General features: G+C 65.2%; 15 protein-coding genes. 6 read left to right on the plus strand and 9 right to left on the minus strand.

Annotated features, from left to right (window positions below; all coding sequences use genetic code 11):
• Positions 1-189: 189 nt before the first annotated feature.
• The 3 genes from AABE10_RS12955 (at position 190) to AABE10_RS12965 (ending at position 2,148) form a co-directional block, all read left to right on the plus strand.
• Positions 190-393, plus strand: a complete 204-nt coding sequence (locus tag AABE10_RS12955; RefSeq protein WP_342933636.1) for a hypothetical protein — start codon at positions 190-192, stop codon at positions 391-393.
• A 9-nt stretch (positions 394-402) separates the two neighbouring features.
• Positions 403-1,548 (plus strand): MBL fold metallo-hydrolase, encoded by a 1,146-nt coding sequence (locus tag AABE10_RS12960; protein WP_342933860.1) that lies wholly within the window; start codon positions 403-405, stop codon positions 1,546-1,548.
• A 234-nt stretch (positions 1,549-1,782) separates the two neighbouring features.
• Positions 1,783-2,148 carry a hypothetical protein gene (locus AABE10_RS12965; RefSeq protein ID WP_342933637.1) on the plus strand — a complete coding sequence of 122 codons (366 nt, stop codon included), beginning with the start codon at positions 1,783-1,785 and terminating at the stop codon, positions 2,146-2,148.
• Between the two features lie 103 nt (positions 2,149-2,251).
• Here the strand turns inward: AABE10_RS12965 and AABE10_RS12970 are convergent, their stop codons facing one another.
• The 5 genes from AABE10_RS12970 to AABE10_RS12990 all read right to left on the minus strand — a co-directional run bounded on the left by AABE10_RS12970 (position 2,252) and on the right by AABE10_RS12990 (position 6,199).
• Positions 2,252-2,962 (minus strand): DUF899 family protein, encoded by a 711-nt coding sequence (locus tag AABE10_RS12970; RefSeq protein ID WP_342933638.1) that lies wholly within the window; start codon positions 2,960-2,962, stop codon positions 2,252-2,254.
• Positions 2,963-3,042: 80 nt separating this feature from the next.
• A complete protein-coding gene (locus AABE10_RS12975) occupies positions 3,043-3,696 on the minus strand; it encodes a glutathione S-transferase family protein (protein ID WP_342933639.1) in 654 nt (217 codons plus the stop codon).
• A 202-nt stretch (positions 3,697-3,898) separates the two neighbouring features.
• On the minus strand, positions 3,899-4,630 hold the full coding sequence (locus tag AABE10_RS12980) for an FprA family A-type flavoprotein (RefSeq protein WP_342933640.1): 732 nt from the start codon (positions 4,628-4,630) through the stop codon (positions 3,899-3,901).
• 73 nt (positions 4,631-4,703) lie between these two features.
• Positions 4,704-5,042, minus strand: a complete 339-nt coding sequence (locus AABE10_RS12985) for a DOPA 4,5-dioxygenase family protein (RefSeq protein WP_342933641.1) — start codon at positions 5,040-5,042, stop codon at positions 4,704-4,706.
• A gap of 101 nt (positions 5,043-5,143) precedes the next feature.
• A complete protein-coding gene (locus AABE10_RS12990; RefSeq protein ID WP_342933642.1) occupies positions 5,144-6,199 on the minus strand; it encodes a phytoene/squalene synthase family protein in 1,056 nt (351 codons plus the stop codon).
• 508 nt (positions 6,200-6,707) lie between these two features.
• On the opposite strand from AABE10_RS12990, the gene AABE10_RS12995 reads away from it, so the two are divergent.
• Both AABE10_RS12995 and AABE10_RS13000 read left to right on the plus strand, forming a co-directional pair.
• The gene (locus tag AABE10_RS12995; RefSeq protein ID WP_342933643.1) at positions 6,708-8,585 is read left to right on the plus strand and encodes an ABC transporter ATP-binding protein; all 1,878 of its coding nucleotides are present in this window, start codon (positions 6,708-6,710) and stop codon (positions 8,583-8,585) included.
• 144 nt (positions 8,586-8,729) lie between these two features.
• Positions 8,730-9,650, plus strand: coding sequence for a serine/threonine dehydratase family protein (locus AABE10_RS13000; protein ID WP_342933644.1), 921 nt, complete (start codon positions 8,730-8,732; stop codon positions 9,648-9,650).
• A 49-nt stretch (positions 9,651-9,699) separates the two neighbouring features.
• Here AABE10_RS13000 and AABE10_RS13005 read toward each other — a convergent pair whose 3' ends face one another.
• Genes AABE10_RS13005 through AABE10_RS13020 form a run of 4 tightly spaced genes read right to left on the minus strand, consistent with a single transcriptional unit; the run spans position 9,700 to position 13,940 of the window.
• Positions 9,700-10,899 (minus strand): cytochrome P450, encoded by a 1,200-nt coding sequence (locus AABE10_RS13005; RefSeq protein WP_342933645.1) that lies wholly within the window; start codon positions 10,897-10,899, stop codon positions 9,700-9,702.
• A gap of 31 nt (positions 10,900-10,930) precedes the next feature.
• Positions 10,931-11,914 (minus strand): 2-dehydropantoate 2-reductase, encoded by a 984-nt coding sequence (locus AABE10_RS13010; protein WP_342933646.1) that lies wholly within the window; start codon positions 11,912-11,914, stop codon positions 10,931-10,933.
• Positions 11,915-11,926: 12 nt separating this feature from the next.
• Positions 11,927-12,709 (minus strand): class II aldolase/adducin family protein, encoded by a 783-nt coding sequence (locus AABE10_RS13015; RefSeq protein ID WP_342933647.1) that lies wholly within the window; start codon positions 12,707-12,709, stop codon positions 11,927-11,929.
• A gap of 22 nt (positions 12,710-12,731) precedes the next feature.
• Positions 12,732-13,940, minus strand: coding sequence for an amino acid aminotransferase (locus AABE10_RS13020; RefSeq protein ID WP_342933648.1), 1,209 nt, complete (start codon positions 13,938-13,940; stop codon positions 12,732-12,734).
• A 160-nt stretch (positions 13,941-14,100) separates the two neighbouring features.
• On the opposite strand from AABE10_RS13020, the gene AABE10_RS13025 reads away from it, so the two are divergent.
• The gene (locus AABE10_RS13025) at positions 14,101-15,036 is read left to right on the plus strand and encodes a LysR family transcriptional regulator (protein WP_342933649.1); all 936 of its coding nucleotides are present in this window, start codon (positions 14,101-14,103) and stop codon (positions 15,034-15,036) included.
• Positions 15,037-15,320 lie beyond the last annotated feature (284 nt).

Genomic DNA, 15,320 nt, shown 5'->3' on the forward strand with positions numbered 1-15,320 from the left:
GACGCGAATGCCCCGAATTTTGCCTTATTTTCAATTTTGACGGTTTGAATCGGGCCAGTCAGCACGGCCTCTCGGAAAAAAATTGCACGATTTGAGCGCTATTCATGCCCTTTATCGACCGCGAGCGGCATTTCACTTCACATCTGCATTGCGCTGCCGGCACAATTTTTCCGGTGCATGAGCGCCGCAATGCACGTGACGAATGCCAGTGCATCCACCCGGGATTCAACCTTGCTCGCGAGATATGGCGAGCCGATGAAGCGGATTGCAGCCGTTCGCGCCGATGCGGCTGCTGCGGCGGCTGCGGCTTCGGCGAAGAAAGCAGTGTCCATCTACACTGATGCCCGCCCCACTGCCCGGCTCGCGCCGTTCGACCGCTTCGCGCCGATTTAGCCATTGACGATGCCACGCCCGTTTCGCCTGCCTTTGCTGTGCGCCGCGCTCGCCGTGCATCTGGCGACGGCGCCTTGCGTCGCGGGCGCGCAGGAGCCCGAGCCTTCGCCGGAGCGCCTCGCCGCAGCGGGCATCCATCACGCGCCGCGCACGGAGCACGGGTTCGAGAACAACGACGGGCCGCTCGTGCGCGGCTCGTTCTGGAAGTGGCGCTGGAACCGTCTGATCCACGGCTTGCCTCCGCCGCCCGCGAACGGCTACGCGTTTCCCGTCGATCACCCCGACGTCGAATGGATCAAGGCGAACCGCAGCGAAAACACGATGACCTGGATCGGCCACGCGAGCACGCTGCTGCAGATAGGCGGCGCAAACATCCTGACCGACCCCGTGTTTTCCGAGCGCGCGTCGCCGTTCACGTTTCTCGGACCGAAGCGGCGCGTGCCGCCCGGCTTGACGCTCGGCCAGTTGCCGCACATCGACGTCGTGCTGATCTCGCACAGCCACTACGATCATCTGGATACGGAGAGCGTCGAGGCACTGAATGGACAGCCCGGCGGGCCGCCTCTCTTTCTCGTGCCGCTCGGCATCAAGGACTGGCTCGCGAACAAGGGCATCACGAACGCGCGCGAACTCGACTGGGGCGACGAAACGGACGCGGCGGCCCTCCACTTCTGGTTCGTGCCCGCGACGCACTGGTCCGCGCGCACGCTCACCGACCGCAACGAGACGCTATGGGGCGGCTGGGTCGTGAAGACACCCGAAGGCGCCGCGCATCCGTACTCGCTGTATTTCGCGGGAGACACCGGCTATTCCGATGACGCGAAGCGGATCGGCGCGGCATTCGGCTGTTTCGACCTCGCGCTGCTCCCGATTGGCGCGTATGCACCTCGCTGGTTCATGGGGCCGCCGCATCTCGATCCGCAGCAGGCTGTGCAGGTTTTCGGGGACGTGCATGCAAAAAAGGCCATCGGCATTCACTGGGGCACGTTCGAGCTGACCGACGAGCCGCTCGACGAACCGCCCCAAAAACTCGCCGAAGCGACCCGCGAAGCCGGCCTGCCCGACGACGCGTTCACGGTCCTGCATCATGGCCAGATGATCACGCTCGACCGTCCCCGCGATTCCGCCAACCCGCGCGACGCCTGTGCTCGCTGACGGGCGCATCGCGCGCTCGCGCTGCACGGCGTCCATGCAGTTGCCAGTTGCCACGGCGAGCATCGGAAAGCGCCCGCGATTGTCGGCCAGCACACGTTCGGACGCACGCGAGAAGGCGCACATCCGGTTAAACCCTGTCGTGCAAGGCACAACGTCGTGATATTGTCGTACACACGGGTTCGAGCTTTGCTACGCGGAACTCACGTCATATCCGTTACCTTCGCGAGCGTCGCCATGAGTGATGTACGCCATCTTCTGAGCCAACGCGACCGCATCGAGCTGCTTTGCTGGCTCACATGCGGGAGCCTCGGTGCCTGGTATCTGAACGAAGCCTGGCCCTCGCCGGCTTTTCATGTGGAGGCTGCGCACAAGTGGCTCGACAGGCATAACCGCACAGCGGACTGGCTGTGCGTCGCGAAGCTCTCAGCCATCGCACTCGACATCGCGCAGCGGCACGCGTCGTTCGTCGAAGCCGACTGGGCGCGCGACGCCGTCGAAGAAATCCTCGATACCGACGAGCTCGATTCGCAGGCGCGCCTCGTGATCGCCGTGCTCGGCGACTGCGAACGCGCGCTCGCCGACCGGCGCATCGCGGACTGAGCATTCACGCGGGACGAACGCAAATCGCGCCCCAGGTGGCGCGCATGCGCTCGCGCTCGGTCGACTCCAACAACCGCATCGCCCGCCCTTCATCGCGCGCCATTCACCGCGCGTAATCGAGCTTCGGATACCAGTTCGGATCGCGCCCTTCCGGCGTCATGTCGAAGATCGTCCACATCGGCATCAGATCCGGCGCGCCGCGCGGGTCCTGGCCCGGGTCGGCTGTCGGGAAGCCCATCTCGTCCGCATAGAAATGCCGGATCGTGCCGTCGCGACGCGTAAACACCTGAAACGCCGGCTCGTCGCCGCCCTCGCTGCCGATTGCGCCGAAGTCGCGGCTGTACTCGCCGTTGACGTCCGAATACAACTTCAGATCGCGCCAGCCGCGCTCCTTCTTGAACGCGACGAGCCGTTCGATCGGCGAGCGCGCGACGACAGCCAGCGCGATGCGCTGCGCGATGTCGCGCGCCTCGCCGTCCCATGCGCTCAGCAGCGACGTGCACATCGGACATGGACGCTCGCGCTGCGGCCCGAACATATAGCTGTAGATAGCGAGCGTGTCCTTGTCGCCAAACAGTCCCGCGAAATCGACGGGCCCTGCTTCGCCGACGAAGCGGTAATCGCCCGTCACATCGCCACCCGGGGGCAACATGCGACGCTGCGCGGCGACGCGTTCGATATGGCGGCGCAGCTCGATTTCCTCGGCGAGCAGCGCGTCGCGCGCCTGCCGGTACTCGACGCTTTCATTCGGATAATGCCTGCCGTTGCGTTTCACGAGCTCGGCGGCGGGCACGAGAGAAGATACAGAAGACATGGTCGGCCTCCGTTGAAGAACATGGAAACAGGCTGCCTGATGCGCAGCGGCGCAGGACAGCCGCTGAAGATGCATCGAAGTCAGTCGCGATCCGGCGCGCCGAGCGGAAAGAAGTGCCGATAAGGCCGCGCTTCGTCGACGGCGCGCGCAAACGATGGCCGTTTCAGCAGCCGCTGGCGGTACGCGATCACGTGCTCGAACTTCGGGTCGATCCTGTGCGTCCAGTCGGCGTAAAACAGGAACGGCGCGGCGGCGCAATCGGCGAGACTGAAGTGCTCGCCCGCCGCCCACTCGCGATTTCGCATCGTTTTGTCGAGCCACGCATACGCGGTTTCCAATTGCGCACGCGCATCGGCGACGCCGCGCGCGTCGCGCTCGCCTTCGCTGCGCAAGCTGTCGAAGACGATCTTCTGCTGCGGCGTCGCCACATAGTTGTCGAAGAACCGGTCCATGAAACGCACTTCGAGCGCGGCGCGCGGATCGTCGGGTATCAGGTGCACGGGGCCGGGATGAAACAGCCCGAGATGCTCGATGACCACGGTCGCCTCGACGATCGTGCGGCCGTCGTCGACGAGCAGCGGAAAGCGCCTGATCGGCCAGCGCGCGGCGAGTTCATCCATTGCGCCGGGTTCGTCGAGCCGGCGGTACTCGAACGGCGTGCCGTTCTCGTACAGCGCGGTCAGTGCCTTCTGGCAATACGAAGAAAACGGATGGGCGTAGAGCTTCAAGGTCATCGTCGTCGTCCTTGCGGTGTTGTCTGTGTGGTAGCGGCAAAACGGTCCGCTTGATCTGACGACGAACGGCGGCAACGCGAATCGACACGCCCCCGCGAAAAAGTCTTGCTGCACTGCGGCGTTCGAACGTGCATCGGCGGCGTTCATCGCGACCGCTGAACGGGTTCGCCTCCGCGCCGCCGACAGTTCGAGCCGCAGCGCCCTACTCGCGCAATGACTGCGCCAGCGCGCGAATCAGCGATGCGCAGTCGCCCTGCCACGCGCTGCCGTGCATGCACGCGAGCATGCGCGGCTCGAGCGCGGCGAGCCGTTCGAGCATCGCGTCGGCGTGTTTCGTGTGCGAGTAGTAGTCCATGCTGCGCCGGAACGCTTCGCTCGGAGCGAGGATGTCGGAACCCGTGACGGGAGGATGATCGCTGCCCGGTTGCGTGAAGAGATCGCTGCACAGCAGCGTGCGCGTCGTTTCTTCGATCATCATTCCGCATTCCCATGCGTGCGGCAGATGCGGCGTCGCGAGCCAGCGCACCTGATGCTTGCCGAGCTCGACGGCCTCGCCGTCTTCGAGGCCGCGCGCCGGACGGTCGGCGAGATCGTCGATGGACACCAGCTTGGCGAGCGATCCGCACAGCGGCTGCGCGTCGGGCGCGACAGCGAGCCATTCGTTCAGCGACCCGCACTCGTCCGCTTCGACGTGCGAAAAAGCGATGTGACGCAGCCGCGCGGGCGGAATCACGGACGCCACCGCTTCGCACACCAGCGCGAACATCTTGCGCGGGCCCGTATGAAAGAGCAGCGGCTCGTCGTCGACGATCAGATACTGGTTGAACGAGAAGCCGCCCGGACCGTCTTCGAATACGACGGGCGTGTTGATCCGGTAGATGCCATCCGATACTTCATCGACGCTGGTGCCCGACACTGCGTTCGTGATCGTCATGACGAGACCTCCGCGCGCGAGCCGGCATCAAACGACGCGCAACAGCGCGCAATCGTGCGCCGGGCACAGCGCGCTATCCGCCCAGCGCGGCGAGATTCAACAGATGAGAGCGCCCGATCCACGCGGCCGCATCGCGATGATCGCGCAGCGCGTCGCCTGTGTTGGGATGAATGAAGACATCGAGCGCGCCGTGATTGAGCGTGAGCCACTCGAACAACTCCGCGAACAGCTCGCGGCCGAACTTGAGCTGAAACGACCACATCGGATGCGGGCCGACGAGCCGCTCATGAAAGCGCCCCATTTCGAGCCTGCCGCCGAAGCGGGCCTCGATGGTCTCGCGCAAAGGCCACGCGGCATCGCGCGTCGCCTGATCGAAATACACGTGAGCGTGCCAGTCGACGATATCGGTCATGATCGATTGCGGCCGATGCCGCCCTTCGCTGCGAGTCGTGTGACGTTCATCATAGGCTTTCAATCGCATTATGGCCAAACGCGACGGGCCACGAGCGTGGCTCAGCGAACGTCGATACGCGCTTCGATCGCGCCGATCAGCCCTTCGATCCATTGGCGCAGCAGCGCATCCGACAGCGAAACGGGCAGCGAACGCGCGATGATCCCGTACACCTGCTTGCGGCGAATCTTCGATACCTTCGCCGGTTCGAGCCAGTGCGCGTTGTCGACGAGCAGCAGCAGCGTTTCGAGCCCGATCGCGATCGGCCACACGCACGCGAGCCGCAAGCGCAGCGAGAAGCGCGGAATCGCGAGCGTGTAATCGAGCGCCGCGCGGAAATGATCGAGCGACTTGCGCACGAGCTCATGCATCAACGGCTGCGCGCGCGTCGATGCCTGCGCCTCCAGCAGTTGCTGCGGACTCAGCCCGAACCGGTCGAGCATCGCGGACGGCAGATAGCAGCGCCCGATGCGCAGATCCTTGCCGCAATCGCGCAGCACGTTCGTCATCTGCAACGCCTTGCCGAAGCGCACGCCCTGATCGAGCATCGTCGCGGCGTCCGTCTTCAACGTGCCGGGCAAATGCGCGTAGGTCATCTTCGTCCAGAATTCGCCGACACATCCTGCGACGAGGTACGTATAGCGATCCAGTTCGTCCCACGCGCGCAGCGCGACGATCCTGCCCGAACGCTCGTCGGGGAACGTGCGCAGATCGAATTCCATGCCCGTCGTCAGCGTCGTGACGATCTCGCGCACGGCGGCGCGATCGGTCGCGTCGAGTTGCGACAGCACGCCGAGCGCGGGCGCAATCGATTCGAGCAGCACCTTTTCATCCGACTGCGTCTGCTGGTTCGCCACTTCGCTGGCGATGCGGCGCGCGAGCTCGCCGTCGTCGGTCGCGCCGTTGACCTGCTCGCGCAACGCAAGCAGCAGTTCGAGGCGTTGCGCGGGCGGGATCAGCGCGGTATCGGCGATCGTGTCGGCGGCGCGCGCGAGCAGATACGCAAGTCCGATCGGATCGCGCATGCCGGCTGGCAAGATGCGCAACGTCAGATAGAACGAACGGGATACCCCTTTGAGCAACGGACCGAGCAGAAAAGCCCGAGTGGAACTGGACATGAATTGAGGTCGAATCAGGTTGGATCGCGGTTGGGTGAAAGCCTGGACGCTTCAGCGCTGCGGCATTGTATCCGGCACGCCCGCTTCGGGCCCTGAAAACCCGTCGCGGCCCTTCGATGAACTGCGAATGAATAGCGGATGAATTGCTGATGAACGCTTGATGAAACACGCATAAAGCCACCACTTCGCGTCAGGTCAAGGCAATCCGCGATCACTTTGCGCAAGCTTTCCTGCTACAATCGAGCCCTTCAGACGCAGTACTTCATCTACTCATTCACCCAAGGGAGGCGTTCAATGCACGCAATGCACATCGCAGTCTCTCGCGGGTTTCCACGACGCTTCATCGGCTCTTCGAGCTAGGTCGCCGTCAGCGTAGGCACCCAGAGGCCCGCGCTTTTACAGACAACCGGTTTTATTCGTCCCTGCCGCAACTGGCGGGCATCGGTCGTCTGCTCCCGAATCTCCTGACTGGATAGCGATGCGCGCGTCGCGCCGCACGCTGTGACATATGGCTAGCAAAAAACTCGACTTTGGCGCGCAAGCGTTCAGAAGCGTTCTCGGCTTCACATTCAATCACTGGCGCAGGCAGCCGGTGCGCATCGTCGGCATTGCGCTGTTCGCGCTGATGGCCGCGTTCGCCGACGTGCTGACGCCGATGTTCGCGGGGCGTCTCGTCGATGCGCTCACGTCGGGCAGCGCGAGCGGCGCCAGCGGCAAGGCGGCCGCCTCGCACGCGGCGCTGATCGCGTTCGTCACGCTGATCGGCCTCGGCATCGGCGGCACGGTGCTGCGTCAACTGGTTTATCGCAGCATCATCGTGATGACGCTGAAGATGATGAGCGCGATCTGCGCGAACGCGTTTCATCGCGTGCAGCGCTTCTCGACGGACTGGCACGCGAACAGCTTCGCGGGCTCGACCGTGCGCAAGATCACGCGCGGCATCTGGGCGCTCGATCTGCTGAACGACACGCTGCTGATCGCGCTGCTGCCGTCGCTGGTGATGCTCGCGGGATCGACGGTGCTGCTCGGCATCCACTGGCCCGTGATGGGCGTCGTGGTCGGGCTGGGTTCGCTGCTGTATGTGACGGTGACGGTCGCGCTGTCGCTCGGCTATGTCGCGCCTGCCGCGCGCCTCGGCAACCTGTGGGACACGCGTCTGGGCGGCGCGCTCGCCGATGCCGTCAGCTGCAATGCCGTCGTCAAGGCGTTCGGCGCGGAAGAACGCGAAGAGTCGCGGCTCGACCGCGTGATCGGAAAATGGCGTCAGCGCACGCGCCGCACCTGGCAGCGCGGCACGACCAATGGCGGCGTGCAGGGCGCGATGCTCGCGCTGATGCAGGCGGCGATACTCGGCGCGGCGCTGCTGCTGTGGCTGCGCGACGAAGCGACTGTCGGCGATATCACGTATGCGCTGACCACCTTCTTCGTGCTGCAAGGTTATTTGCGCGATGTCGGCATGCACGTGCGCAACCTCCAGCGCTCGGTCAACGACATGGAAGAGCTCGTCGCGCTCGAGCGCGAGCCGCTCGGCATCGAAGACAAGCCGGGCGCGCGCGCCATCGATATCCGCGAGGGCGAGATCCGATTCGAGAACGTGACGTTCCGCTACGGCGCGCATCGCACGCCGCTCTATCGCGACTTCTCGCTGCGCATCGCGCCGGGCGAGCGGATCGGGCTCGTCGGCCATTCGGGCTCGGGCAAGACGACGTTCATCAAGCTGATCCAGCGTCTGTACGACATCGACGACGGCCGCATCACGATTGACGGACAGAACATCGCGGATGTGCAGCAGGCGTCGCTGCGTCGCCGCATTGCGATCGTGCAGCAGGACCCGATCCTGTTTCACAGGACGCTCGCGGAGAACATCGCGTACGCGCGCCCCGGCGCTACGTTCGACGAGATCGTGCAGGCCGCGAAGCTCGCCAGCGCGCACGAGTTCATCAGCGCGCTGCCGCTCGGATACGACACGCTCGTCGGCGAGCGCGGCGTGAAGCTGTCGGGCGGCGAGCGTCAGCGGGTCGCGATTGCGCGCGCGTTTCTCGCGGATGCGCCCGTGCTGATCTTCGACGAAGCGACGTCGAGCCTCGACAGCGAAAGCGAAGTGCTGATCCAGCAGGCGATGGAGCGGCTGATGGTCGGTCGCACGACGCTGGTGGTAGCGCACCGGCTGTCGACGGTGCGCGCGCTGGACCGCTTGCTGGTGCTCGACAAGGGGCGCGTCGTCGAGGAAGGCAGCCACGAACAGCTGATCCGGCTCGATAACGGCGTGTATCGGCGGCTGTTCGAGCGACAGGCGCTGGAGCTGACGAAAGGGCTGCTCGCCGATGGGCCCGTGCGCGGCAACGAGCGGTTTTCCGGCGATCCGAGTCTGATCGCGGGAAAGTGAGTTTCCAGCCCGACACGACATGACGTGATGTGACGTCCGCGGCGGCTTCGCGCCGTCGCGGACATGAAACCCGATCCACCGCCAGTTGCTATCATTGACGACTCCGCGACACACCCTTATCGCGACGCCGCAGGCACCTTCACCATGACACTGCACATCGATACTCCCCTACTCGAATCGCAACCGCTCAGCCGCGCGCTTGGCCGCCGCGTGCTGCTCAAGATGGACGCGCTGCAACCGGCCGGCTCGTTCAAGATCCGCGGCATCGGCTACGCGTGCGAAGAGCATGCGAAGGCCGGCAAGCGGCGGTTCGTGTCGTCGTCGGGCGGCAATGCGGGCATTGCGGTCGCGTATGCGGGCCGCGCGCTGTCGATCCCCGTCACGGTCGTCGTGCCGCAGAGCACAGGCGAGCGCGCGAAGGAGCTGATCCGCCTTCAGGGCGCGGACGTGATCGTGCACGGCGCGACCTGGCAGGAAGCCAACGCGTTCGCGCTCGAAGAGGCCGGTCCCGACGACGCGTTCATCCATCCGTTCGACGATCCGCTCGTCTGGCAAGGCCATGCGTCGATGATCGACGAAGTCGCCCGCACCGGTGCGAAATTCGATGCCGTCGTGCTGTCGGTGGGCGGAGGCGGCCTGATGGCGGGCGTGATCGAAGGCTTGCGGCGCAACGGCCTCGGCAACGTGCCGGTGATCGCCGTCGAAACGGAAGGCGCGTCGTCGCTCGCGCAATCGGTGCGCGCGGGCAAGCGGATCGAACTGCCGGGCATTACGAGCATCGCGACGACGCTGGGCGCGAAGCAGGTCTGCGAGCAGGCCTTTACACTGACGCAGACGCATCCCGTCGAATGCATCGTGGTATCGGATGCGGAAGCCGTCACCGCGTCGCGTCGCTTCGTCGACGATCACCGCGTGCTGGTCGAGCCCGCATGCGGCGCGAGCCTCGCGCTGGCCTATCGGCCGACGCCGGCGCTGCAGCGCTTCGAGAGCGTGCTCGTGATCGTATGCGGCGGCGCGGGCACGACGATCGAGCAGCTGGAACGCTGGCATCGCGAGATGGCGTGAATCTGCTTCACGCCTCACACGACTCGTTCAAAGCAAGATCAACGCAAGATTAAAGCGCGGCCATCAGCGATTCGACGCCGCGCAGATTATTCCGCCTGTGCCAAACCAGCGCATCGAGATTCGTGACGCGCATCTGCGGCAAGCGCATCATCAGCTTGCGCAGCGCGATTTCGAGTTCCATCATCGCGAGGCGCGCGCCCAGGCAATAGTGAATGCCCGCGCCGAAAGTCAGCAGATGGCCTGACGGCTCCCGTTCGATATCGAGCATATCGGGCCGCTCGAAGCGCTCGGGGTCTCGATTCGCCGAGCCGAGCAGCATGAACACGATCGAGCCGCGCGCAAGCGGCGCGCCATCCACTTCGATATCGTCGAACGCCGTGCGCACCACCATCTGCACGGCCGTGTCGTAGCGCGCGCACTCTGCGACGGCCTTCGACATCAGCGACGGCTCGGAAAGCAGACGCGACAGTTGCGCCGGATGCCGGTGCAGCGCGATCAGCGCATTGCCGAGCATGTTCGACGTGGTCTCGTGTCCAGCGACGAAGAGCAGAATCGCGTTCGACACGATCTCATCCTCCGACAGCCGCTCGCCGCCCTCTTCCGTCTGGATCAGCGACGAAACGATATCGCCGCCGGGCGCGGCGCGACGTCGCGCGACCACCGCGCGGAAGTACTGTTCGAGATCGAGCGCCGCCTGATTCGCGCGCGCGAGCGCATCGGCGGAAAGCGGCGCGAGGTCGAATGTGGAGACGAGCAGGCCCGCCGCATCGCCGAGCCGTTGCCCTTCGTCGACGGGCACATCGAGCAGCCGGCAGACGATCTGCAACGGCAGCGGCAACGCGAACTCGCGCACCAGATCGACTTCATGCTTGCCCTGCATCGCGTCGATCAGACTGTCCGTCGTCTCTTCGACGATCCGGCGCAGCGTTTCGATCTGCCGCGCGTTGAAGGCCTTCATCAGCAGCGTGCGCAAACGCGTATGCACGGGCGGATTCATCATCAGCAACGTGCGGTCGAGCGCCTGAAACACCGGCTGCCCGCGCGCGGCCTCGCCGTAACGCGCGACCACGCTCGGCATGTACGTCTTGCCCATGCGGCGGTCCGGCAACAGCGCGTCGACGACAGCGTGCCGGCCCGTCAGCATCACGTTGGGCGCGAGCGGCACGAAAGCACCCGCGCGCCGGATGTCCTCGTAGAACGGATACGGATTGTCGAAGTACGCCGGCGACGAAAGATCGGTGAATTTCATGCTCGATGCCGCGAAGTTGAAAGACGTGCGTTCACGCTGGCGGATACAGTCCGCGCGCGCGTGCGTGCAGACGCGCGAGCCCGAACAGTGCGTTCGCATACGGCGTTTCGACGCCCGTCAGCGCGCCCAGTTCGCACACCGCGCCGACGAGCGCGTCGAGTTCGACGGCCTTGCCCGCTTCGACGTCCTGCAGCATCGACGTGCGCATCGCGCCGAGCTTCAGCGTGACGGCGTGACGATCCTCGGGCGCCTGGTCGATGGGAATGCCGAAGCGCGCGCCGATCTCTTTCGCCTCCAGCATCACGCGCGTGACGAAATCGCGCGCGAACGGGTCGCCGAGAATCTTGTCGGTGGTCGCCCCCGTGATCGCGCTCACCGGGTTCATCGTCATGTTGCCCCACAGCTTGTACCAGACGTCGCGCTGGATTTGATCGGACGCGGTGGCATCGAAGCCCGCGTTGCGCAGCAGCTCGACCAGCGACGTCACGCGCTCGCTCGCGCGCCCCGTCGCCTCGCCGACGATCAATCCGCGCCCCTGATGATGCGCGACGATGCCGGGGGCATCGACGCGGCAACTCGCATGCACGACGCAGCCCAACGTGCGCTCAGCGGGAATCGCGGCCGCGATCGAGCCGTCGGGATCGACGGATGCGAGACGCGCGCCCGCGAACTCCCCTTGCAGGCCGTCGCAGAACCACCACGGCACGCCGTTCATCGCCGTCAGCACCATCGTGTTCGCGCCGAGAAGCGGGCCGATATGCCGCGCGACGTCGGCCATGCCCGGCGCCTTCACGGCGACGATGACCAGGTCCTGCGTGCCGAGCGCTTCAGGCCGCTCGCTTGCCTGCACCTTCACCGCATGCGTGTCGCCGTTTTCGACGAGGCGCAAGCCGTGTTCGCGCAACGCGTCGAGCGTCGCGCCGCGCGCGACCACGCTCACGTGGCAGCCCGCTTGCGCGAGCTTTACGCCCATCCATCCGCCGATCGCGCCCGCGCCGTATATGCATGCCTTCATCGTTCTTTTTCCTCAGTGCCTGTAGCTGGCGTCGATCCTGTCGACCTTGCGCACCAGCGCGTCGAACACATCCTGTCCCGCGCCGTAGCGCACGTCGAATTGCAGCGCATCGCGCGAGCACTGCGCGGCGATCGCTTCGGGCACCACGCGCACCGGGCCCATCGCGAACGTCGCGACCTGGATCTCGCACGCGCGGTTCAGCGTCCACAGATATGCGAACGCTTGCGGCAGCGTCTTGCCCCACGACAGCAGCCCGTGATTGCGCAGGATCACCGCCTGCCGGTCGCCGATATGCGCGACGAGGCGCGGCCCTTCTTCGGCGTGAATCGTGATGCCCTCGAAGTCGTGATACGCAATGCGCTCGTGCAACTGCGCGCTGTAGAAGTTCGTCTGCTGCAAGCCGCCCTCCGAGCACGCGACGGCAATGCCCGCCGTCGTATGCGTATGCATCACGCAATGCGCATCGGGGATGCCCTCGTGCAGCGCTGCATGCACGGTGAAGCCCGCCGGGTTCACCGGGTGTGCGGATCCGTCGAGGATGCGCCCTTGCGCATCGATCTTCACCAGGTTGCGCGCGGTCACTTCGCTGTAGTGCAGTCCGAACGGGTTGATCAGAAATTGCTTCGCGCCGCCAGCCACGCTTTCGGGCAGGCGCACGGTGATGTGGTTGTAGATCAGCTCGGTCCAGCCCAGCATATCGAAGACGCGATAGCAGGCGGCCAATTGAACGCGTGCCTGCCATTCGTCGGGATGCATCGCCGGCACAGCCTCGTTGTCCCGCTCCAGAATCTCCATGTATGTCTCCTCGCTGCGCGCGTTACTGGCGCGCGCCCTGACCCGCGACGGCCGCGATCGCCGACGCCACATAGCCGACGTTGCCGCGATTCAGCCCCGCGACGCACATGCGCCCCGAGCGCAGCAGATAGATGCCGTGCTCGTTGCGCAGCGTTTCGACCTGTGCGGCGCTCAGGCCCGTGTACGTGAACATGCCGACCTGCGCGACATAACGCGCGCGCATCACTTCATCGACGCGTCCCGCGAGGCCGTCGTGAATCGCATGACGCATCTCATGAATACGATCGCGCATCACGCGCAACTCGTCGTCCCACGACGCCCGCAGTTTCGGATCGCCGAGCACGCCGGCGACGAGTCGAGCGCCGTGCATCGGCGGGTTGCTGTAGTTCGCGCGGATCGTGAAGGTCAACTGGCCGAGCACGCGCTGCGCTTCGGCGGCGTCTTTGCAGACGACGCTCAGCGCGCCGCACCGCTCGCCATACAGCGAGAAGTTCTTCGAGAACGAGTTCGCAACGATCAACGGCACGTCCGCCGATGCCAGCATCCGAACACATGCCGCATCTTCTTCGAGGCCGTCGCCGAAGCCCTGATAGGCCATGTCGACGAACGCGATCAGCTTGCGACGCTGTAGCACGGGCACGAGTTCGCGCCATTGCTCCGACGTCAGGTCGACGCCCGTGGGGTTGTGACAGCATGCATGCAGCAACACGATGCTGCGTTCGGGGAGCGCGTCGATCGTGTCGCGCATCGCGTCGAAGCGCAGACCGCCCGTCGCATCGTCATAGTACGGATACGTGTTCACGGTATGCCCTGCCGCTTCGAACACGACGCGGTGATTCTCCCAGCTTGGATCGGAGAGCCACACCTGCGAGCCCGCGAAGTGGCGCTTGAGAAAATCCGCGCCGACTTTCAATGCGCCCGATCCGCCGACCGTCTGGACCGTCGCGATGCAGCCCGCCGCACGCGCTTCGCTATCGGCGCCGAACACGAGCGCCTGCGCGGCGTCGCGATAGGCGGGCAGACCCGCCATAGGCAGATACGAACGCGGCGTGCCCTGCGCGACGATCCCCGCTTCGGCCTCGCGCACAGCCGACATCACGGGCAGCTTGCCGTTTTCGTCGAAGTAGATGCCGATGCTCAGATTGACCTTGTTCGCACGCGGATCGCGCTGGAAGTCTTCGTTGAGGCTCAGGATGGGATCGCCGGGGTAGGCTGGGATGTGTTCGAACATGGCATTGTCTCTATCTGTGTTGATGTTGGCTCGACGGTGCGAGAGGCTGTATGAACCGAGGTCGCACGAACCGGCGCGTCGCAACAGTGTCGCTAAAAGCGCGCCGCATCACAATCAATCGATTTTGGATGATTCGTAAGTTTAGCTTTAGAATCGCCCGATGGCCCTCACACGCGTCACCATACGCCAATTCGAGGCGTTTCTCGCGATTGTCGATCAGAACGGCATTGCCGCGGCGGCGGAACGGCTGGGGCTCACGTCGTCCGCCGTCAGCCAGTTGCTGGCGGAGTTCGAGCGCGAACTGGGCTTTCGTCTGTTCGACCGCACGACGCGGCGCGTGAGCCTGTCGACGGCGGGCCGCGACTTCCTGTCTTCGGCGGAATCGGTGCTGCGCCATCTGCGTGCCGCCGAGCAGACGGCGAGCGATATCCGCAACCGCGCGGCAGGCATCGTGCGCGTCGGCGCGCCGCTCGTGCTCGCGAGCACGGCGCTGCCCTACGCGATCGCGGGCTATGCGGCGCAGAAGCCGAAGGTCGTCGTGCGCGTGGTGGATACGGATGTCGAGCAACTGGTGGAGCGCGTCGCGAGCGGCGACGTCGATCTGGCCATTGGCCCCGATCGCGCGACGGGCGACCGCGTGCAGCGCGAAGCGATTTTCCGCAGCCCGTGGGTGTTGTGGTGCGCGGGCGATCATCCGCTTGCGCATCGGCGGCGCTTACGCTGGCACGACCTGCGCGGCACGCCCATCGTCGCGACGGGCCGCGATCACGAAGCGAGCGTCGCGCAGATGCTGGCCGACCAGCCATCGGATGCGCGGATCGCGCCCGTCGAAGTCGTCGACAACGTGACGACGGCGTTCGGCCTCGCCGCGCAAGGTCTTGCCGTCACGCTCGCGCCGGCTTACGTAAAGCCGCTTGCGCAGACGTTCGGCCTCGCGATGCGGCGCGTCGTCGAACCGGAGACGATCCGGGAAGTGTGCATCTATCGTCCCGTCGATCGTTCGCTGTCGCCGTCCGCCGATGGCTTCGCGGAGTTTCTCGGCGTGTGCCTGAAAACGTGGGACCGCAAGACGCAGGGGGCGGGTGGTGCGAAATGATGGAGCGCGGCGGCCGATGGGCTTCCACGCACATCGAGTGCATGAGCGTCCTCCTGTCTACGTTCGGCTCGAATAGACGTGACGCCGCCGCCAGGGCACGGGCTATCCTTTGCCGTCGCCGGAGAGCAGACCGGACGTATGCCCGGGCCGCATTCGTCGCATCACCTTCTCGACTTTCTTGTCGTATCGGCGGTCATTCGGGTTTCCCTGCTTTTGAGCCTTGCGCGTAACGTTGCACGAAGCATGCAAGTTCGCCGACAAGGCGTGCTTTCTTTGCCGTCGAT

This window comes from Paraburkholderia diazotrophica, from assembly GCF_038900755.1.
Classification (GTDB): Bacteria; Pseudomonadota; Gammaproteobacteria; order Burkholderiales; family Burkholderiaceae; genus Paraburkholderia; species Paraburkholderia diazotrophica_A.